This window comes from Mycobacterium sp. 1482292.6 (assembly GCF_001672995.1).
GTDB lineage: Bacteria > Actinomycetota > Actinomycetes > Mycobacteriales > Mycobacteriaceae > Mycobacterium > Mycobacterium europaeum_A.
This window is the reverse complement of the sequence record NZ_LZKV01000205.1, coordinates 64,871-83,977: the sequence shown is the minus strand read 5'-3', so window position 1 is coordinate 83,977 and position 19,107 is coordinate 64,871. Positions and strand designations below refer to the sequence as shown.

At 68.1% G+C, this 19,107-nt stretch carries 18 protein-coding genes and 3 pseudogenes; 19 read left to right on the top strand and 2 right to left on the bottom strand.

Annotation, left to right across the window (positions count from 1 at the left end; translation table 11 throughout):
* A pseudogene (locus A5624_RS27655) lies at positions 1–253 on the bottom strand (mycothione reductase); the annotation flags it as partial.
* On the opposite strand from A5624_RS27655, the pseudogene A5624_RS20820 reads away from it, so the two are divergent.
* Positions 246–1,292 (top strand): annotated as a pseudogene (locus tag A5624_RS20820) (mycothione reductase); the annotation flags it as partial. The pseudogenes A5624_RS27655 and A5624_RS20820 overlap by 8 nt on opposite strands.
* A 2-nt stretch (positions 1,293–1,294) precedes the next feature.
* Here the strand turns inward: A5624_RS20820 and A5624_RS20815 are convergent.
* A complete protein-coding gene (locus A5624_RS20815; protein ID WP_066870354.1) occupies positions 1,295–1,786 on the bottom strand; it encodes a Fur family transcriptional regulator in 492 nt (163 codons plus the stop codon).
* A 157-nt stretch (positions 1,787–1,943) separates the two neighbouring features.
* Here A5624_RS20815 and A5624_RS20810 point away from each other — a divergent pair, with 157 nt between their 5' ends.
* From A5624_RS20810 to A5624_RS20725, 18 genes and pseudogenes are all read left to right on the top strand, one after another.
* Positions 1,944–3,056, top strand: a complete 1,113-nt coding sequence (locus A5624_RS20810; RefSeq protein WP_066870351.1) for a HoxN/HupN/NixA family nickel/cobalt transporter — start codon at positions 1,944–1,946, stop codon at positions 3,054–3,056.
* A 99-nt stretch (positions 3,057–3,155) separates the two neighbouring features.
* The gene (locus tag A5624_RS20805; protein ID WP_066870348.1) at positions 3,156–3,491 is read left to right on the top strand and encodes a hydrogenase maturation nickel metallochaperone HypA; all 336 of its coding nucleotides are present in this window, start codon (positions 3,156–3,158) and stop codon (positions 3,489–3,491) included.
* A gap of 28 nt (positions 3,492–3,519) precedes the next feature.
* On the top strand, positions 3,520–4,293 hold the full coding sequence (gene hypB, locus A5624_RS20800) for a hydrogenase nickel incorporation protein HypB (RefSeq protein WP_066870345.1): 774 nt from the start codon (positions 3,520–3,522) through the stop codon (positions 4,291–4,293).
* A 256-nt stretch (positions 4,294–4,549) separates the two neighbouring features.
* On the top strand, positions 4,550–5,605 hold the full coding sequence (locus A5624_RS20795; protein WP_066870342.1) for a hydrogenase expression protein HypE: 1,056 nt from the start codon (positions 4,550–4,552) through the stop codon (positions 5,603–5,605).
* A 102-nt stretch (positions 5,606–5,707) separates the two neighbouring features.
* Positions 5,708–7,507, top strand: a complete 1,800-nt coding sequence (locus A5624_RS20790; protein ID WP_066870337.1) for a nickel-dependent hydrogenase large subunit — start codon at positions 5,708–5,710, stop codon at positions 7,505–7,507.
* Between the two features lie 50 nt (positions 7,508–7,557).
* Entirely contained in the window at positions 7,558–8,490 is a 933-nt protein-coding gene (locus A5624_RS20785; RefSeq protein WP_066870335.1) for a NifU family protein, read from the top strand.
* Between the two features lie 46 nt (positions 8,491–8,536).
* On the top strand, positions 8,537–9,181 hold the full coding sequence (locus tag A5624_RS20780) for a DUF5947 family protein (protein ID WP_066870332.1): 645 nt from the start codon (positions 8,537–8,539) through the stop codon (positions 9,179–9,181).
* On the top strand, positions 9,178–9,819 hold the full coding sequence (locus tag A5624_RS20775; protein WP_066870329.1) for a DUF6084 family protein: 642 nt from the start codon (positions 9,178–9,180) through the stop codon (positions 9,817–9,819). The genes A5624_RS20780 and A5624_RS20775 overlap by 4 nt, the downstream gene beginning before the upstream one ends.
* Positions 9,816–11,178 (top strand): annotated as a pseudogene (locus tag A5624_RS20770) (hypothetical protein); the annotation flags it as partial. The gene A5624_RS20775 and the pseudogene A5624_RS20770, both read left to right, overlap by 4 nt.
* A 127-nt stretch (positions 11,179–11,305) precedes the next feature.
* A complete protein-coding gene (locus A5624_RS20765) occupies positions 11,306–11,797 on the top strand; it encodes a hydrogenase maturation protease (protein ID WP_066870323.1) in 492 nt (163 codons plus the stop codon).
* A 3-nt stretch (positions 11,798–11,800) separates the two neighbouring features.
* The gene (locus A5624_RS20760; protein ID WP_066870320.1) at positions 11,801–12,064 is read left to right on the top strand and encodes a HypC/HybG/HupF family hydrogenase formation chaperone; all 264 of its coding nucleotides are present in this window, start codon (positions 11,801–11,803) and stop codon (positions 12,062–12,064) included.
* A 1-nt stretch (position 12,065) separates the two neighbouring features.
* A complete protein-coding gene (gene hypF, locus A5624_RS20755; protein WP_066870317.1) occupies positions 12,066–14,435 on the top strand; it encodes a carbamoyltransferase HypF in 2,370 nt (789 codons plus the stop codon).
* Positions 14,432–15,151, top strand: a complete 720-nt coding sequence (locus A5624_RS20750; protein WP_066870314.1) for a HypC/HybG/HupF family hydrogenase formation chaperone — start codon at positions 14,432–14,434, stop codon at positions 15,149–15,151. The genes hypF and A5624_RS20750 overlap by 4 nt, the downstream gene beginning before the upstream one ends.
* Positions 15,148–15,822 (top strand): SIS domain-containing protein, encoded by a 675-nt coding sequence (locus A5624_RS20745; RefSeq protein WP_066870311.1) that lies wholly within the window; start codon positions 15,148–15,150, stop codon positions 15,820–15,822. Before A5624_RS20750 ends, A5624_RS20745 begins: the two co-directional genes overlap by 4 nt.
* Positions 15,822–16,934 (top strand): hydrogenase expression/formation protein HypE, encoded by a 1,113-nt coding sequence (gene hypE / locus A5624_RS20740; protein WP_082990622.1) that lies wholly within the window; start codon positions 15,822–15,824, stop codon positions 16,932–16,934. Before A5624_RS20745 ends, hypE begins: the two co-directional genes overlap by 1 nt.
* An 11-nt stretch (positions 16,935–16,945) precedes the next feature.
* Positions 16,946–17,218 (top strand): HypC/HybG/HupF family hydrogenase formation chaperone, encoded by a 273-nt coding sequence (locus A5624_RS20735; protein ID WP_066870309.1) that lies wholly within the window; start codon positions 16,946–16,948, stop codon positions 17,216–17,218.
* Positions 17,219–17,230: 12 nt separating this feature from the next.
* Positions 17,231–18,361 carry a hydrogenase formation protein HypD gene (hypD, locus tag A5624_RS20730; protein WP_066870306.1) on the top strand — a complete coding sequence of 377 codons (1,131 nt, stop codon included), beginning with the start codon at positions 17,231–17,233 and terminating at the stop codon, positions 18,359–18,361.
* The gene (locus A5624_RS20725; protein WP_255400057.1) at positions 18,358–19,092 is read left to right on the top strand and encodes a DUF6390 family protein; all 735 of its coding nucleotides are present in this window, start codon (positions 18,358–18,360) and stop codon (positions 19,090–19,092) included. Before hypD ends, A5624_RS20725 begins: the two co-directional genes overlap by 4 nt.
* The last annotated feature ends 15 nt before the right edge of the window (positions 19,093–19,107 follow it).

Genomic DNA, 19,107 nt, shown 5'->3' with positions numbered 1-19,107 from the left:
CGCCGCACTCGAGGATCGCCGGGGGCACCACCGCTCGTGCCCCGGCGGCGATCACCACCTGGTCGGCCGCGAATTCGTCGCCCGCATCGGTGCGCAACAGGTAGCGGCCGTCGGCCTGCACGCCGCCGAATCGGGTGCGCTGCTTGTAGACATCGATGTTGGGTGCGGCGTTCCGGTAATCCTCACCGCTGACCCCGATCGGGTCGATGCGCCCGAAGACGCGCGAGACGATGTCGTCCCAGCGCACCCGATTCGGCGGCGTGCAGGCCGACGGCCGCTACCTGTTGCGCACCGATGCGGGCGACGAATTCGCGGCCGACCAGGTGGTGATCGCCGCCGGGGCACGAGCGGTGGTGCCCCCGGCGATCCTCGAGTGCGGCGCCCGGTACTACACCAGCGACACGATCATGCGAATCTCGGAGCTGCCCGAGCATCTGGTGATCGTCGGGGGCGGCTTCGTGGCAGCCGAATTCGCCCACATCTTCTCCTCGCTGGGCTCGCGGGTCACCCTGGTGATCCGGGGCTCTGCCCTGCTGCGGCATTGCGACGACATCGTGTGCAAGCGCTTCACCCGCATCGCGTCGAGCAAATGGGAGCTGCACACCCACCGCAACGTCGTGGGCGCCGAGAACCGGGGCTCGGACGTCGCGGTGGAACTCGACAACGGGCACACGGTGCTCGCCGACGCGCTGCTGGTGGCGACCGGGCGGGTCTCCAACGCCGATCGACTCGACCTCGAGCAGGCCGGTGTCGCCGTCGAGGACGGCCTGGTGGCCGTCGACTGTTACCAGCGCACCACGGCGCGTGGCGTCTTCGCCCTCGGCGACGTCTCCTCGCCGTATCAGCTCAAGCATGTCGCCAACCACGAGGCGCGCGTCGTGCAGCACAACCTGCTCTGCGACTGGGACGACACCGACGCGATGGCACTCACCGACCACCGCTACGTGCCGTCGGCGGTGTTCACCGATCCGCAGATCGCCTACGTCGGGCTGACCGAAAACGAAGCCTTCGCACAGGGTTTCAAGATCTCGACCAAGATTCAGGACTACGCCGACGTCGCCTACGGCTGGGCGTCGGAGGACACCACCGGGATCGTCAAGCTCATCGCCGAGCGCGGGACCGGGCGGCTGCTGGGCGCGCACATCATGGGAACCCAGGCATCGTCGATCATTCAGCCGTTGGTCCAGGCCATGAGCTTCGGACTCACCGCGCCGGAGATGGCCCGCGGCCAGTACTGGATCCATCCGGCGCTGCCCGAGGTGGTGGAGAACGCCCTACTGGGCCTGCGCTGACCTCAGCGCAGGCGCGAGCGCGCGTCGCCCTCGTCGTCCTGGCACTGCGGGCACAGGCCGTGCAACGTCAGCCCCGCCGCCTCCGAGAGCGCGAAGGAACTGCCCGCCATCGCGTGCTCGAGCGCCGAACTCAGCTGCCGGGCGGGCACCTCGATGATGGTGCCGCAGTTCGTACATACCGCGTGATGGTGCGGCGCGGTGGCCAGCCCGTAGGTCGTCACGCCGCCCTCGAGCGTCAGCGCGTGCAACACCCCCTGGTCGACCAGCGTCGTCACCGTGCGGTAGACGGTCGCCACGTCGGGCGCATGGGTTCCGGGCGGCAGGCATTCGCGCAGCCGCTTGTCGATCTCGGCGACCGGCAGGTGACCGTTGACGGGCTCGAGCACCGCCAGCACCTGAATTCGCGAGGCCATCCGCCGCAGCCCCCGGGCGCGCAGCAGATCGCCGATCCGCTCGGTGACCGACGCATCCAGTACCGACGGGTTGGGCGTCACCGGTTCAGTGTCGTCCCCATGCGGCCGGATCGCCAGTCCCGGGCGCGATCGGCGGCACGCGAATTCCTGCGACTCACTTGCATCTGGCGAGCCGCGGTACTTACAGTCGTGCCGGTTGTCTCAGCCGATACCGCAAGGACGCGCCGGAAGGACCCCAGTGGCCAGCACCGAGATCGACCGGCGGCCGTCGCGACCGAGCAGGCTTCGCGGCGCCCTGACGCGGGCGGAGCGGTGGCGGCTGGCGACGATGCTGGCGGTGATCGTCGCGCTACACCTGCTCGGCTGGCTCACCATGATTCTGCTCGTGGCACCGGCCCAATACAGCTTGGGCGGTAAGGCATTTGGTGTCGGCATCGGACTGACGGCCTACACCCTGGGCATGCGGCACGCGTTCGACGCCGACCATATCGCCGCTATCGACAACACCACCCGCAAGCTGATGAACGATGGGCAACGCCCGCTGGCGGTGGGGTTCTTCTTCTCCCTGGGTCACTCCACTGTGGTGTTCGGGCTGGCCTTGCTGCTGGCGTGCGGGGTGAAGGCGGTCGTCGGCCCGGTCGAGGACGACTCCTCGACGCTGCACCATTACACCGGGCTGATCGGCACCAGCGTCTCGGGCGTGTTCCTCTACGCCATCGCGCTGCTCAACCTCATCGTCCTGGTCGGAATCCTGCGGGTGTTCACCCGACTGCGGCGGGGCGAATACGATCCCGACACCGACGCGGCCGAACTGGAACGGCAACTGGGCAACCGTGGGCTGATCAACCGGTTGCTCGGCCGCTTCACCAAGTCGATCACCAAGTCCTGGCACTGCTATCCCGTCGGGCTGTTGTTCGGGCTTGGTTTCGACACCGCCACCGAGATCGCCCTCCTGGTGCTGGCCGGCACCAGCGCCGCGGCCGGGCTGCCCTGGTACGCCATCATGTGCCTGCCGGTGCTGTTCACCGCGGGCATGTGCCTGCTGGACACCATCGATGGCTCGTTCATGAATTTCGCCTACGGTTGGGCCTTTTCCAATCCGGTGCGCAAGATCTACTACAACATCACCATCACCGCGCTGTCGGTGGCCGTCGCGTGGGTGATCGGCAGCATTGAACTGCTCGTCCTGTTCGCCGACCAGTTCGGTTGGCGGGGCGCGTTCTGGAGCTGGATCGGCGGGCTGGACCTCAACGCGATCGGCTACATCGTCGTCGCCATGTTCGTCGCCACCTGGGCGGTGGCCCTTCTCGTCTGGCGCTACGGACGCATCGAAGAGAAGTGGACCTCCTGAGTCGACCAAGAGCCTGACCGCAAATCGCCGTTCGGGTGTAGAACAGTGCTCATGGGCTCGTTGGCCTGCGCCCGGCTCGCGGATCGCCGGTGATCGGCGATGCACGAGCTGTCGCTGTGTGAAGCGATCGCCGGTGTGGTCAGGGATCACGCCGCCGGCCGCCACGTCGACGTGGTGCGGGTGCGGGTCGGTGCGCTGCGCCAGGTGGTGCCCGAGTCGCTGTCCTTCTGCTGGACGCTCGTCCGCGACGCCGAGGACATGCCGGACGCCGAACTCGAACTCGAATGCGTCGGCGCCGAAGTCCGGTGCCGCGCCTGCGGCGGGCAGTCCGAGATCACCTCGCCCTGGTCGATCTGGTGTCCGCGGTGTGACAGTCCCGACGTCGAGGTGCTGCGCGGCGACGAATTCCTGGTGACCTCGCTGGACGTGTCATGAAAAAGATGTCTCGTGAAAGGCGTTGACGATGGGTAGATTTCATCGGCACGACGACGGGACCGTGCACACCCACTCCCACGATGACCTCCCGCACGACCACGACCGCGGCGACCATAGCCGCTATCAGACCGGCGGCCAGCGCGTCGAGGTGCTGGAGGCGATCTTCGCCGAGAACGACATGCGGGCCGACGCCAATCGGGCGGCGTTCGAGCGCAACGGGGTACGCACCCTCAACCTGATGAGCTCCCCGGGCTCCGGCAAGACCACCATCCTGCAGGCCACTCTCGACGAACTCGCCGGCGACCTGGCCATCGGGGTGATCGAGGGCGATATCGCCACCGACCTGGACGCGGCCAAGCTCAGGGGCCGCGGCGCCCAGGTGTCACTGCTCAACACCAGCAACGGATTTGGTGGCGAGTGCCACCTCGACGCGCCCATGGTCAACCGGGCACTGCGCGGCCTCGACCTGGCCGCGCTGGATTTGGTGGTCATCGAGAACGTCGGCAATCTGGTCTGCCCGGCGGAATTCGACGTCGGCGAACACGCCAAGGCCATGGTCTACTCGGTGACCGAGGGCGAGGACAAGCCGCTGAAGTATCCGGTGATGTTCCGGTCTGTCGACGTGGTGCTGCTGAACAAGATCGACCTGGTGCCCCACCTGGACGTGGACGTCGACAGCTACATCGCCCACGTCCGCAAAGTCAATGCGACAGCGTCGATTTTGCCGGTCAGTGCCCGCACCGGCGATGGTATGGCCGCGTGGTTCGGCTGGCTGCGGCGCTTCGCCACGGATGAGGACTGAACGGCGCCTCCGCCCGCGCACTCCTGCGAAACGTTCGCAGGAGCAGCGCCCCGTTTCGACGCAACCGTCGCGGCGGATCAGCTAAGCGCGACAAGGCTTTTCACCACTGTACAACACGTGCCTACTAATCAGTAATGTCGAACCGTTGACAACGCCCAATAGCGGGAGTAGACCCAAAAAATAGCGCTGCGCAAGTGGGCCGACGGTCGACTCCGGCGGCGCCAGGAGCCCCAGCCCGGCTCCGGAAAGCTGCAGCATGCCAACGGAAGCAGCAGTCAAGGCAGAACAAACATTGATCCATGTTCTATGGATAAACGCGGGCCTCAGTTGTGACGGCGATTCGGTGGCATTGACTGCTGCCACCCAGCCCAGCGTCGAGGAGATCGCCTTGGGAGCGTTGCCCGGACTCCCCCAGGTCGCGGTGCACTGGCCCCTGATCGACTTCGAATGCGGACCCAACGGAGGCGCGGACGACTTCCTGGAGTGGTTCTTCAAAGCCGATCGCGGCGAGCTGGAACCATTTGTTCTCGTGGTCGAAGGCTCCATCCCGAACGAGAAGATCAAGGACGAGGGCTATTGGTGCGGCTTCGGCAACGACCCCGCCACCGGGCAGCCGATGACCACCAGTGAGTGGCTCGACCGGTTGGCGCCCAAGGCCACCGCCATCGTGGCGGTGGGGACCTGCGCCACCTACGGGGGCATCCACGCGATGGCCGGCAACCCGACGGGGGCGATGGGTGTGCCGGACTACCTGGGCTGGGACTGGAAGAGCAAGGCGGGCATCCCGATCGTGTGCGTGCCGGGCTGCCCGATCCACCCGGACAACCTGTCGGAGACGTTGACCTACCTGCTGTACATGGCGACCGGTCAGGCACCGATGATCCCGCTCGACGACGCGCTACGGCCACAGTGGCTGTTCGGCAAGACCGTGCACGAGGGCTGCGACCGGGCCGGCTACTACGAGCAGGGCGACTTCGCCACCGAGTACGGGTCGCCGAAATGCATTGTGAAGCTTGGCTGTTGGGGACCCGTGGTCAAATGCAATGTGCCCAAGCGCGGATGGATCAACGGCGTCGGGGGTTGCCCCAACGTCGGCGGAATCTGCATTGGCTGCACCATGCCGGGGTTCCCGGACAAGTTCATGCCGTTCATGGACGAACCGCCGGGCGGCAAGATCTCGAGCACCGCGTCGGGCTTGTACGGAGCCGTGATTCGCAGTCTGAGGGGTATCACGGAACGCACCGTCGACAAGGAGCCGCGGTGGCGCCACAACGGCGACCAACTCACCACTGGAGCGCGCCGCACCTGGTAGGTCACCTACCGGGTCGGTGCGCTCCTTATCCACATTCGTAGCCGAAGAGCCGTCGCCGCATCAGCCGACGCGCAAGCAGCCCCAGCGGGAAGAAGTAACGCGATGACAACCATCAGCCCTGAAGCCACCCAAGCCAAGCGGGAACCTGGCCAACTGGTCGACATGGCCTGGGACCCCATCACCAGGATCGTGGGCAGCCTGGGCATCTACACCAAGATCGACTTCGAGAACAAGGAAGTCGTCGAGTGCCACAGCACCTCGTCGATCTTCCGCGGTTACTCGATCTTCATGAAGGGCAAGGATCCTCGCGACGCCCACTTCATCACCAGCCGCATCTGCGGCATCTGCGGTGACAACCACGCCACCTGTTCGTGCTACACGCAGAACATGGCCTACGGCGTCAAGCCGCCGCATCTGGGCGAGTGGATCGTCAACCTCGGCGAGGCCGCGGAATACATGTTCGACCACAACATCTTCCAGGAAAACCTGGTCGGCGTGGACTTCTGCGAGAAGATGGTCTCCGAGACCAATCCGAGCATCCTGTCGCTGGCCGAGAAGACGCCCGCCCCGCACGCGGACGCCCACGGGTACCGGACGATCGCGGACATCATGCGCTCGCTCAATCCGTTCAGCGGTGAGTTCTACCGCGAGGCGCTGGTGGTCAGCCGCTGGACGCGAGAGATGTTCTGCCTGATGGAAGGCCGCCACGTGCACCCGTCGACGCTCTACCCCGGCGGGGTAGGCACCGTCGCGACCGTCCAGCTGATGACCGACTACATGACGCGCCTGATGCGGTACGTCGAGTTCATGAAGAAGGTCGTGCCCATGCACGACGATTTGTTCGACTTCTTCTACGAGGCCCTGCCCGGCTACGAGAAGGTCGGGCTGCGCCGGACCCTGCTGGGCTGCTGGGGCTCCTTCCAGGACCCCGAGGTGTGCAACTTCGAGTACAAGGACATGGAGCGCTGGGGCAACGCCATGTTCGTCACCCCGGGCGTGGTGGTGGACGGCAAGTTGGTCACCCATTCGCTGGTGGACATCAACCTGGGCATCCGAATCCTTTTGGGCAGTTCGTATTACGACGACTGGACCGACCAGGAGATGTTCGTCAAGACCGATCCGCTGGGCAACTCGGTGGACCGACGCCACCCGTGGAACCAGCACACCAACCCGCACCCGCAGAAGCGCGACATGGAAGGCGGCAAGTACAGCTGGGTGATGTCACCGCGCTGGTTCGACGGCAAGGACCACCTGGCGCTGGACACCGGCGGCGGCCCGCTGGCCCGGCTGTGGTCGACGGCGCTGGCCGGCCTGGTCGACATCGGTTACGTCAAGGCGACCGGCAACAGCGTCAAGATCAACCTGCCCAAGACGGCGCTGAAGGGGCCCGTCGAATTGGAGTGGCACATCCCCAAGTACGGCAGCAACACGATCGAACGTGACCGGGCGCGCACCTACTTCCAGGCCTACGCGGCGGCGTGCGCTTTGCACTTCGCCGAGAAGGCGCTCGAGGAGATCCGCGCCGGGCGCACCAAGACGTGGGAGCGCTTCGAGGTGCCCGACGAGGCCATCGGATGCGGGTTCACCGAGGCGGTGCGCGGCGTGCTCAGCCACCACATGGTGATCCGGGACGGCAAGATCGCCAACTACCACCCGTACCCGCCCACACCGTGGAATGCCAACCCCCGCGACAGTTTTGGCACCCCAGGCCCGTACGAGGACGCGGTGCAGGGGCAACCGATCTTCGAGGAGAACGGCCGGGACAGCTTCAAGGGGATCGACGTCATGCGCACGGTGCGCAGCTTCGATCCGTGCCTGCCATGTGGTGTGCACATGTACCTGGGCAAGGGCAAGACGCTCGACAGACTGCACACGCCCACCCAGTCACCCGCTGCGGAGTGACACATGGCGGAGCCGGGCGCAGCGGGTCGGCACCGTTAAAGGAGTGACGCATGGCGGATCGCCCGGCGAACCCCGAGACCGACACGCAGTGGCGCACAGCTGGCGATCGGATCCAGACACTGCTGGATTCCTGCGCCGCGGGCGGGGCCGCCGCGTATGACCATGCGCAACAACTGGTTCGCGAGGTAGTCGGGCTGTACGGCGCCGGGCTGGAGCGGATCATGCGGATGGCCGCCGAGCCCGGGCCGGACGGGGGGCTGGTCGAGCGGCTGGCCACCGACGACCTGGTGGCCAGCCTGCTCCTGGTGCACGGCCTGCATCCGCACGACGTGCACCGCAGGGTCGCCGATGCGCTGGATCGGGTGCGCCCCTACCTGGGTTCGCATGGCGGCGACGTCGACCTGCTCGAGGTCGTTCCAGGCGAACGCCCGGACGAATTCACCGTGCGGCTGGCGTTCACAGGCAGCTGCAAGAGCTGCCCGTCGTCGGCGGTCACCCTGGAGCTAGCCGTGCAGGACGCGGTTCGCGCGGCGGCGCCGGAGGTCTCCTCGATCGAGGCGGTCGCCGCCGCCGACACGACCGCTCCGGCGGGCGTCATCCCCGCCGAATCGCTACTGGCGCACGTGCATTCGAACGGACATGGACCTACCACCTGGCACGCGGCCCCCGAGCTTGCCGAGCTGCACCCCGGTGACGTCGCGGGATTCGTCATCGACGGCGTGACCCTGCTGGCCTGCCGGGTGGGTGACCGGACATTCGCCTACCGGGATCACTGCCCGGTGTGCGCCGCCTCGATGAAGGGTTCCCAACTGCGCGAGCGGCTGCTGCGCTGCGCGGGCTGCGGGACGGATTTCGACGTCGTCCACGCCGGAACCGCGGCGGTCGACGGTTCGGCCGCTCATCTCGAACCGATTCCCCTGCTGACTCACGACGGCCTGCTGTCGGTGGCGTTGCGGGGCGACGCGATGGGCGCGCCGGCATGACCGCCGGCGACGATGCAGAACGAAGTGATGCTGAGGAGCGGCGCATATGACAGGTCCCTTCGACGTCCTGGCCCGCATCAGGAGCGACCGGCGCGCCCCCGAGCCCGCGGGCGAACGCTGCGAGATGTGCGCCGAGCCGATCGCCGACGAGCACCAGCACGTGGTCAATGTGGCCGGCCGCCAACTCATGTGCGTCTGCCGCGCCTGCTATCTGCTGTTCACCGACTCGGCGGCCGACCTGCGCTACCGCGCGGTGCCCGACCGGTACCTGTCGTTTCCCGATTTCGCGCTGGATCGCCTGGTGTGGGAGGCGCTGCAAATCCCGGTGGGGGTCGCCTTCTTCTTCACCAACTCCGCCCTGGGCCACACCGTCGCCTTCTACCCCGGACCGGCCGGAGCATGCGAATCCGAGCTGGACATGAAGGTCTGGGAAACCATCCGCGACGCCGACTCACGGGTGAGCCTGCTCGCCGACGACGTGGAGGCGCTGCTGGTCCGAGTCGCCGACAGCGCCCAGGATGGGGAATTGCCGCAACCGGAAACGTATTTGGTCCCGATCGACGCCTGCTACGAATTCGTCGGACGCCTGCGCATGGTATGGCGCGGCTTCGACGGCGGCCAGCAGGCCCGCGAATTCATCGACGGCTTCTTCGACCGGCTCGCCGCCCGCGCCGTGAAGACACTCCCATGAACGTCAGCTTCGACGTGCTGGACGTGACGGCCGAGCCGTACACCGTCAGCCCGATGTTGACCGCCCGCGTCGCCGTCACCGCGGCCGGCGACGACCCGGTGCACGCCATCGCCCTGCGTTGCCAGGTCCGCATCGAGCCGCTGCGTCGTTCCTACTCCGACGACGAAGCGGCCGGGCTGATGGACCTGTTCGGCGGCCGCGAACGCTGGGCCAGCACCCAGCGCACCTTCCTCTGGCAGCATTGCACCGCCATGGTGCCCGGCTTCACCGGCCACACCACCGCCACCCTGCCGCTGGATTGCACCTACGACTTCGAGGTGGCCGCCGCCAAATATCTGCACGCGCTGCGCGACGGGGCGGTGCCCCTGCAGTTCCTGTTCAGCGGAACGGTTTTCGTCAACTCCGAGCGCGGGTTCTCGGTGCAGCAGGTGTCGTGGGACTGCGAGGACAACTACGCGATGCCCGTCACGGTCTGGCGCGACCTGGTCGCACAGCACTATCCGAACAGCGGATGGATCCGGCTGAGCCACGAAACCATCACCGAGCTGGCCCGCTACAAGTCGGCCCGCGGGATGCTCGACTTCGACCACGCCGTTACCTCGCTGCTGGATGCCACCGATCGCGAGGTGACCCGATGACGTCGAGTTGGGATCGGGCCCGTACGGTCGCCGACGCGGTGCTCTACGAAGGCTATCTGCTCTACCCGTACCGGGGGACGTCGAGCAAGAACCAATCACGCTGGCAGTTCGGGGTTTTGGGGCCAAGCGGTGCGGTTGAGACCGGCCTGGGCGAGGACGATGCCCTTGCCGCACAGTTTTTGGTCGACGGCGCCCGGGCGCTGACGCTGGTGGTGCGGTTCCTGCAATTGCAGCACCGGCGGGCCGAAAGGGCCACCGATGGCGGCGATTTCGAACCCGTCGACGAGCTGAGCACCGCGACCGGATCGTGGCTCACCTGGGACGAGGCGGTGGAGTGCGAGGTCTCCTTCGGCCCCCTCGCGTTCGGCGATCAACCCTGGTCGCTCCCGGTGACGGCACTGGGGGCAACCGACCTCGAGATGTTGGACGGCGGCCGGCTGGTCCGCGAACGCCACGAGATTCGGGGCGTGTTGACCGTCACCAGCCAGCCCGACGGCGACCTGCAACGCGTGTCGGTACGGGTCACCAACACCGGCGCACCCGTGAGCGCACAGGACGATAAAGATTCAGTCATCGCACGATCCTTGATCGGAACGCACCTCATCGCCGAAGTGGTTGGCGGCCGGTTCGTCTCGTTGCTCGAGCCGCCGCAGAGCGCGACCGACGCGGCGTCCCGATGCGCGCAGCATCGCTGCTTCCCAGTGCTGGCCGGCCCCCCGGGCACCGACGACATGCTGCTGATCTCGCCGATCATCCTCTACGACCACCCCGAGGTCGCCGAACAGAGCGACACCGCCCTGTACGACTGCACCGAGATCGACGAGATCCTCACCCTGCGCGTCATGACCATGACCGACGACGAGAAGGCACAGGCCCGGGCCACCGACCCGCGGGCCGCACGGATCATCGACGAATGCGACGCCATGTCGCCCGAGGCCATGGCCCGGCTGCACGGCGTGCTGCGCGATCCGCACGGGCTCGAGGTCTCCGCCGGACTGGTGCCCGAAATTCCCGACGGCATGGACTGGTGGGACCCGATGGCCGACAACGCGGTTCGCCCCGAGATCGACGCGGTGCTGGTGAACGGGGTCCGGGTAGCGCGCGGCAGCAAGGTCCGGTTGCGACCGCGGCGCAACGCCGACGCCCAGGACATCTTCGTCGCCGGCAAGACCGCCCGCGTCACATCGGTGCACGAGGACGTCGAGGGCAACAAGCACGTCGCCGTCGTCGTCGACGAGGACCCAGCCGCCGACCTGCACGACTGGTACGGCCGCTACCTGTACTTCTCCCCCGACGAAGTCGAGCCGCTGCAATCGCAGCACAGCACAAACCCCTGAAAGGAGTTCGTCATGGAAGTCCTCGGTTGGATCTTCATCGCCATGGTCGCGCTGGTGGTCGCAATCGCCCTGGCCCTCGGCGCGATATCCGTGCCCGATGCCCGCCGCTATCTGAAGTTGAGGCGGATGTAGCCGACGCGGGTGCCACCATGACTTCGCGCATCCTGGTAGCCGGGATCGGCAACATCTTCCTGGGCGACGACGGGTTCGGCTCCGAGGTGGTCCGCAACGCCGCACTGCCCCAAGACGATCCGACGGTTCAGGTCATCGACTACGGCATCCGTGGCATGCACCTGGCCTATGACCTGCTCGAGGAGTGGGACACGCTGGTTCTCGTCGACGCCGTGCCCAGCCGGGGCCATCCCGGCACGTTGCACGTCTTTCAGGCCGAGCACGACGGGCCGTCCGAGACGAGCGGCCTGGACGGTCACAGCATGGACCCGGCCGCCGTCTTCGCCAGCCTGCGGGCCCTGGGCGGCCACCCGCCCTACACCGTGGTCGTCGGGTGCGAGGCGGGCAGCGTCCAGGAGGGCATCGGCCTGACCGAGCCGGTCGCCCAGGCCGTCCCCCGGGCGGCGCGGGCGGTCGAAGAGATCGTCGCCGCGCTGCACCCGTCCTCGTCGACCGAAAAGGGGTGCTGAGCCATGTGTTTGGGCATACCCGGCCAGGTCATCGGAATGCTGGACGGTTTCGAGGGCCAGCTGGCACTGGTCGACGTCACCGGCGAACAGCGCAAGGTCAATGTCGGCATGTTGCCGGACGAGACGTTCGCGCCCGGTGACTGGGTGATCATCCACATGGGCTTCGTCGTCGAGAAGACCGATCAGGCCGGCGCCGAACAGGCCATGGCCGGGCTGGAGTTGATGGGCCGGGGCCGCGCGGGCCCCGCACTGAGCCCGGAGGCTTGAGATGACCGAAATTGCCGAAGCCACGATGCTGTTGCGGCCCGAAGAGACCCGGGTGCGGCGACGCGTCATGGTGACCGGCGTGGTTCAAGGGGTCGGCTTCCGCCCGTTCGTGCACCGGATCGCGACCGAACTGGGTCTGGCCGGGTTTGTCGGCAACGACTCGGGTGCGGTGTTTCTCGAGGTGCAGGGCCGGCCGGAGCGGGTGGCGGAGTTCGCGCGCCGGCTGCGGGCGCAGGCGCCGCCCCTGGCGCGGATCACCGGCGTCCACGTCACCGACGTCGCGGTCGACCCCGCCTGCCCGCCCGAATTCCGCATCGCGCCAAGCCGATTGGCTCCCGGGGCGACCACGCCGATCCCACCCGACATCGCCGTGTGCGACGACTGCCTCGCCGAACTGTTCGACCCGCACGACCGGCGGTACCGGCACCCGTTCGTGACCTGTACCAACTGCGGGCCGCGGTTCACCATCATCGAGCGACTGCCGTACGACCGGCCGGCCACCACCATGTCGGCGTTCGCCATGTGTGCGCGCTGCGCCGCCGAATACCACGATCCGGCGGATCGCCGCTTCCACGCGCAACCGATCGCCTGCCCCGACTGCGGGCCGACGCTGTGGTTCACCTCGCCGGCCGGCCGGGTGACCGGCTCCGATGCGGCACTGAGCGCCACCCAGGCCGCGCTGGCCTCCGGCGCGGTGGTGGCCGTCAAGGGCATCGGCGGCTACCACCTGGCGTGCGCCGTCGACGACGCAACCGCGGTCGCCGCGCTGCGGGCACGGAAAGCGCGCGGCGCCAAGCCCTTTGCCATGCTCGTCCGCGATCTCGATGTGGCGCGCCGCTACGCCTACGTCGACGACGCCGAGGCCGCGGTGCTGGCCAGCCCGGCCCGCCCGATCGTCCTGCTGCGTCGGCGCCCTCGCGCCGCGGTGGCCGGGGGCGTCGCGCCCGGCAGCCCGCTGCTGGGCCTGATGCTGCCCTACTCCCCCATGCATCACCTGCTGCTGGCGGCGGTGCCGGACGGTCCCGGACCGGGGCCCGACGCGCTGGTGCTGACCAGCGCCAACCGCTCCGACGAGCCCATCTGCTTCACCGAGGAGGATGCGGCGCAACGCCTTCCCGGTCTGTGCGACGCGGTCCTCGACCACGACCGGCCCATCCATGTGCCGTGTGACGACTCGGTGGTGCGCGTCGTCCACGACGAGCAGGGCGCCCACGAGCTGCCCGTCCGCCGGTCCCGGGGCTATGCGCCGCTGCCGGTCGACCTACACATCGAGGGTCCCACCGTGCTGGCCGTGGGCGGCGAACTGAAGAACACCTGCTGCCTCACCGACGGCGGCCGGGCGTACCTGTCCGGCCACATCGGCGACATGGCCACCTGGGAGACGCTGCGCGCGTTCGAGCGCGCGGTGTCCCAGCTCAGCGAAATCCGCGGCCGGCCCGTGCGGTTGGCCGCCGACCTACACCCCGGCTATCACACCCGCAGCTGGGCCGAGCGCCACGCGGACGAGCGCCCGCTGGACCTGGTGCAGCACCACCACGCCCACGTCGTCTCGCTGCTGGCCGAACACGGTCGCCTCGGCGAACCCATCATCGGGGTCTCCTTCGACGGCACCGGTTACGGGTGTGACGAAACGATCTGGGGCGGTGAGATTTTGGCCCTCGGAACGCGAAGCCACCGTTTCGTGCGGGCCGGACACCTGCTGGCGGTGCCGCTGCCCGGCGGCGACGCCGCCGTGCGCAACCCGTGGCGGATGGCGCTGTCCCAGTTGTGGATGGCCGACATCGACTGGACCCCCGACCTGGCGCCGGTGGCCGCAGCGAGCGCCGACGAACTAGGGCTCATCCGTTCGCAATTGGAGACCGGGACGGGCTGCGTGCCGTGTTCGAGCATGGGCCGCCTGTTCGACGCGGTCGCCTCCCTGCTCGGAGTGCGACACCGCATCGACTACGAGGGACAGGCCGCGATCGAACTCGAGGTCCTGGCCCAGTCGGTCGGCGTGGAGTCCGCGCGGCCGTCGCTGCCGCTGGCGGTGCGCCCCGACGGGGTGATCGATCCCGCCCCGATGGTGCAGACCATGGTCGCGGCGCTGTACGCCGGAACGCCAGCGGCGACGCTGGCGGCGGCGTTTCACCGGGCCGTCGCCGAGGCCGTCACCGAGGTGGTCACCCGGGTGGCGGGCCCCACCCGGCTGGTGGGCCTCACCGGCGGGGTTTTCCAGAACGTGCTGTTGTTACGGGCCTGTCGTACGAGGCTGCAGCACAACGGGTTTGAAGTTCTCACCCATCATGTCGTGCCGCCGAACGACGGCGGGCTGGCGCTGGGCCAGGCCGCGGTCTCGGTGCTGATCGCGCAGGAGGAGTCGACGCGATGATCACCACCGCCATCGATCGCGGCCTGAGTGCCGAACTGGCCGAAGACCTCGCCGCCACCGCCCTGACACTGGCCAAACGATTCGCCGCCGGCGCGACCATGTGGTCCATCGCGCCGTCGTGGGAACCGCACGCGCTGCACATCGCGGTGGAATTCGTGCATCCGGTGATCATGGGCAAGCGGGCCCTGCCGGCGGTCGCGCTGACCGGGCCCGATCTGGTGGATCTGGTCCGGGTCTCGGTGCGGCCCGGCGACATCGTGGTCGCGGTCTCGGGTGCGGACAACGCGCAGGTGCGCTCGGTGATGCGCCGCGCACCGGCCTGGGGCGCCACCACGATCTGGATCGGCAGCGGCGAGCGGCCAGCGGCCGCGATGGCCGATCATGTGCTCTGGCTGGACGATCCCGACCCGCGTGTCCCGGCCACCGGCGGCTTCGTGCTGTTCTACCACCTGCTGTGGGAGCTGACCCATGTGTGCTTCGAACACTCCGGGCTGCTCAAACCCAACCCCGACGACGACGTCTGTGTCACATGCAGCGACGAGGGCCGGCTCGGCGAAGTGGTCAGCGCTTCGATCGGCGGACAAGCACGGGTGCGCACCGCCCGGGGGGTCGAGGACGTGGTCACCACGCTCGTCGACCCGGTGAAGCCCGGCGAGTTGGTGCTGGTGCATGCCGGCATGGCGATCAGTCGCGTGGATGAGGAGGACGTTTCATGAGCCCGGCCGACGAACCCACCAATTTCCTGTACCCGTTCATCGACGCCGAAGAAGACGACCCGTCGGCGCTGCTCGCCGACCTGGCCGCCTCCGCCCACGCCAAAGCGTCGGAAAGCCTGGCGTTGCGGCGGTCCACGCTCGAGGCCAACGCCGAGCTGCTGGCGGCGGCCGCCGCCGAGCTCGCCCGCCGATTCGCCGCCGGCGCAAGGATGTTCACCTTCGGCAACGGCGGCAGCTGCACCGACTGCACCACGCTGGCGAGATTGTTCGCCCGGCCACCCCTGGGCAAGCCGCTGCCGGCGTGGTCGTTGACCGCCGACCAGGCGATCCTGACCGCGTTGGGCAACGACGTCGGGTTCGAGCTGGTGTTCGCCCGGCAACTGATCGCCCGCGCCAAGGACGGCGACATCGCGCTCGCGATGTCGACCAGCGGCGGTTCGCCCAACCTGCTGGCCGCCCTGGCCGAGGCGCACAAGCGCGGCCTGTACACCATCGGCTTCGCCGGCTACGACGGCGGCGCCTTCGTGGACAACCCGAACGTGGACGCCTGCTTCGTCGTTCGTTCGCAGAGCGTGCACCGAATTCAGGAGGCGCAGGCGTTGGTCGGCTACCAGTTGTGGCTGGCCATCCACGAAAACCTCGGCAGCGATCAGGGTTTGGGGGCGGCGTGATGAACAACCCGGCAAGTGACTACCTGTCGTCGGGGCCGCGGTTCGGCGAAGGCGACGTGATCGAGCGGATCGAGTCGTTCCGCCGGCGCCGCCCCCGGCTGCTCGACGATCACGTGACGCTGGCGCACGGCGCCGGCGGCAAGGCATCGGCGGCGCTGGTGGACGCCGTGTTCGTAGAGGCGTTCCGCAACCCGCTGCTCGAGTCGCTGGGCGACGGCGCCGTCCTGGCTTTACCCGGCGGCGAGCGACTGGCGATGTCCACGGATTCGTTTGTGGTGCAGCCCCGCCGGTTTCCCGGGGGTTCCCTGGGTGCCCTCGCCATCCACGGCACCTGTAACGACCTGGCGGTGGCCGGCGCCGTGCCGTCCTGGATCTCGGCGGCGTTCGTGCTCGAAGAGGGTTTTGGAATCGCCGAATTGAAGGAGATCGTCGCCGACATGGCCGCGGCGGCCGCCGCCGCCGGCGTGCAGGTCGTCACCGGCGACACCAAAGTGGTGCCCCGAGGCGCGGCCGACGGACTGTTCATCACCACCACCGGAACCGGTGTCATCCCCGCGGGCCGCACGCTGTCGGCGCAGTCGGTGCGCGCCGGCGACAAGGTGCTGTTGTCGGGGTCCATGGGCGACCACGGCATGGCGGTGATGCTGGCCCGAGGTGATCTGGCCATCGAGGCCGACATCGCCTCCGACACCGCGTCGGTGAGCCCGTTGGTGGAGCTGTTGATGGCGGCCGCTCCGTCCACCCGATGGATGCGTGATGCGACGCGCGGCGGCGTCGGCACGGTGTGCAACGAGCTGGCCCAGGCCTGCGGCCTCGGGGTGTTGCTCGACGAGGAGCGACTCCCGGTGGCGCCCATGGTCAATGGCGCCTGCGAGTTGCTCGGCATCGATCCGCTCTACGTCGCCAACGAGGGCAAGTTCGTCGCCGTCGTCGCGCCGCAGGAGGCCGCGGCCGGTCTGGACGCGTTGCGCTCGCATCCGTTGGGTGCCGATGCGGCCGAGGTCGGGGAAATCGTCACCCAACCCGCCGAAAGCGTGGTCCTGCGTACGGGATTCGGCGGCACCCGGATCGTCGACATGCTCGTCGGGGATCCGTTGCCGCGGATCTGCTAGGAGGTAATCAGATGTGTCTTGGAATTCCGGGCCGGATCGTCGAGATCACCGACCCCGCCAATTGTTTGGCGAAGGTGGACGTCAGTGGTGTGCAGCGGACCATCAGCGTCCGGCTGCTGGAAGACGACTTGCCCGCACCCGACGACTGGGTGCTGGTGCATGTGGGATTCGCGATGGCCAAGATCGACGAGACCGAGGCGTTGCTGACGCTGGCGGCCATCAAGAAACTCGGCGACGCCTACACGACCGAAATGCAGGCCTTCGATTCGTCGGCCATCGTGTAACGAGGAGCGGCAATGAAATTCGTTGACGAGTTCCGCGACCCGGCCGCGGCGCGCAAGCTGCTGGTGGCCATCGAGCACCTGGCCGGGACCGACGGTGCGGAGTTCAAGTTCATGGAGGTGTGCGGCGGTCACACGCACACCATCTACCGGCACGGCATCGAACACCTGCTGCCCGACAACGTCGAACTGGTGCACGGCCCGGGCTGCCCCGTCTGCGTGATCCCGATGGGACGCATCGACGACGCGATGTGGCTGGCCGGCCAGCCCGATGTGATCTTCACCTGCTTCGGCGACATGATGCGGGTGCCCGGCTCGCACGGCAGCCTGCTGGACGCCAAGGCCCGCGGGGCCGACGTCCGGTTCGTCTACTCCCCGCTGGACGCGTGCAAGATCGCGGTCGACAACCCCGACAAACAAGTGGTGTTCTTCGCCATCGGTTTCGAGACCACCGCGCCCTCAACCGCGGTGACGCTGGTGCGGGCCCGCGAGCTGGGCCTGCCCAACTTCAGCGTGTTCTGCAACCACGTCACGATCGTGCCGCCGATCAGGGCCATCCTCGAGTCGCCGGACCTGCGGCTGTCCGGCTTCATCGGACCCGGGCACGTGTCCACCGTGGTCGGCAACCGGCCCTACCGGTTCGTGCCCGAGGTGTACCGGAAGCCGTTGGTGGTGGCCGGTTTCGAACCCCTGGACATCCTCGCCTCGGTCGCGATGCTGCTGCGCCAGATCCGCGAGGGCCGCTGCGAGGTGGAGAACCAGTACAAGCGCGTGGTGCCCGAGCGTGGCAACCCCGCGGCCCTGGCGTTGCTGGGCAGGGTGTTCGCGCTGCGGCCCCACTTCGAATGGCGCGGGCTGGGCTTCATCTCGCAAAGCGCGCTGCGGCTGCACGACGACTTCGCCGAATTCGACGCCGAGCTGCGGTTCGCGATGCCCGGCGTGCGGGTCGCCGACCCGAAGGCCTGCCAATGCGGTGAGGTGCTCAAGGGTGTGCTCAAGCCTTGGGAATGCAAGGTTTTCGGCACCGCCTGCACACCCGAGACCCCGATCGGAACGTGCATGGTCTCGCCCGAAGGGGCGTGCGCGGCCTATTACAACTTCGGCCGCATGCACCGCGACGCGGTCAAGCTGGTGGGGCGCACTTGACCGATTCCCGCGGTGCCGAGATGTTCGCGCGCTACGCCTACGCGCCCAACGCGCTGGGCTACTGCGGTCCGCCGTTGGGAGCCACCCTGCGGGGCGGGTCGGTCGCCGACGTGCGCAGGGCGGCGACGCAGTTCTCCGGGGCCTGGCCGTATCTGCGAGTGCTGTCGGAGCTGACCGGCATCGCCGACCCGTTGGATTACCGCCTGGTCGAATCCTATTGGCTCGGCGGTGGCGTCGCCGCCGACCTCGACCCGCAGCGATTCTTCGACGCGCTGCTCGAGATCATCGGCCCGCAGGCGGGCCACTACTGGTCGCACCTCACCGCGGATCTGGCGGGCGAGGCGGCCGGCAACCACTGCTTCCACGTGTTCGGGGTATATCCGTGGACGCGCTTCCTGGGCCGCGGTACCGACGCACAACCGCTGAGCGTGCTGGACAACTGCCGAATCACTTCCGGCACAGTGCTTTCCCGCGACGCGGACCGCGTTGAGGTGTTGTGCCGCAGCCTGACCTGGGACGGTCAGGCCCTCACGCTGTCGACACCGGCGGCGCGCGTGCTCGACGTGTGGGTTGACGGCTACAGCGCGGTGCCCGACGTGGCCGCCGGCGATGTGGTGGCGATGCACTGGGGCCGGTTGTGCGGCCGCCTGTCGCCGGTGCAGCTGTGCGCGCTGACCGACAGCACGAACCGGCAGCTGCTGGTGACCGGCCATCGACTGGCGCACGTCTGACTTCGCCACCAGACT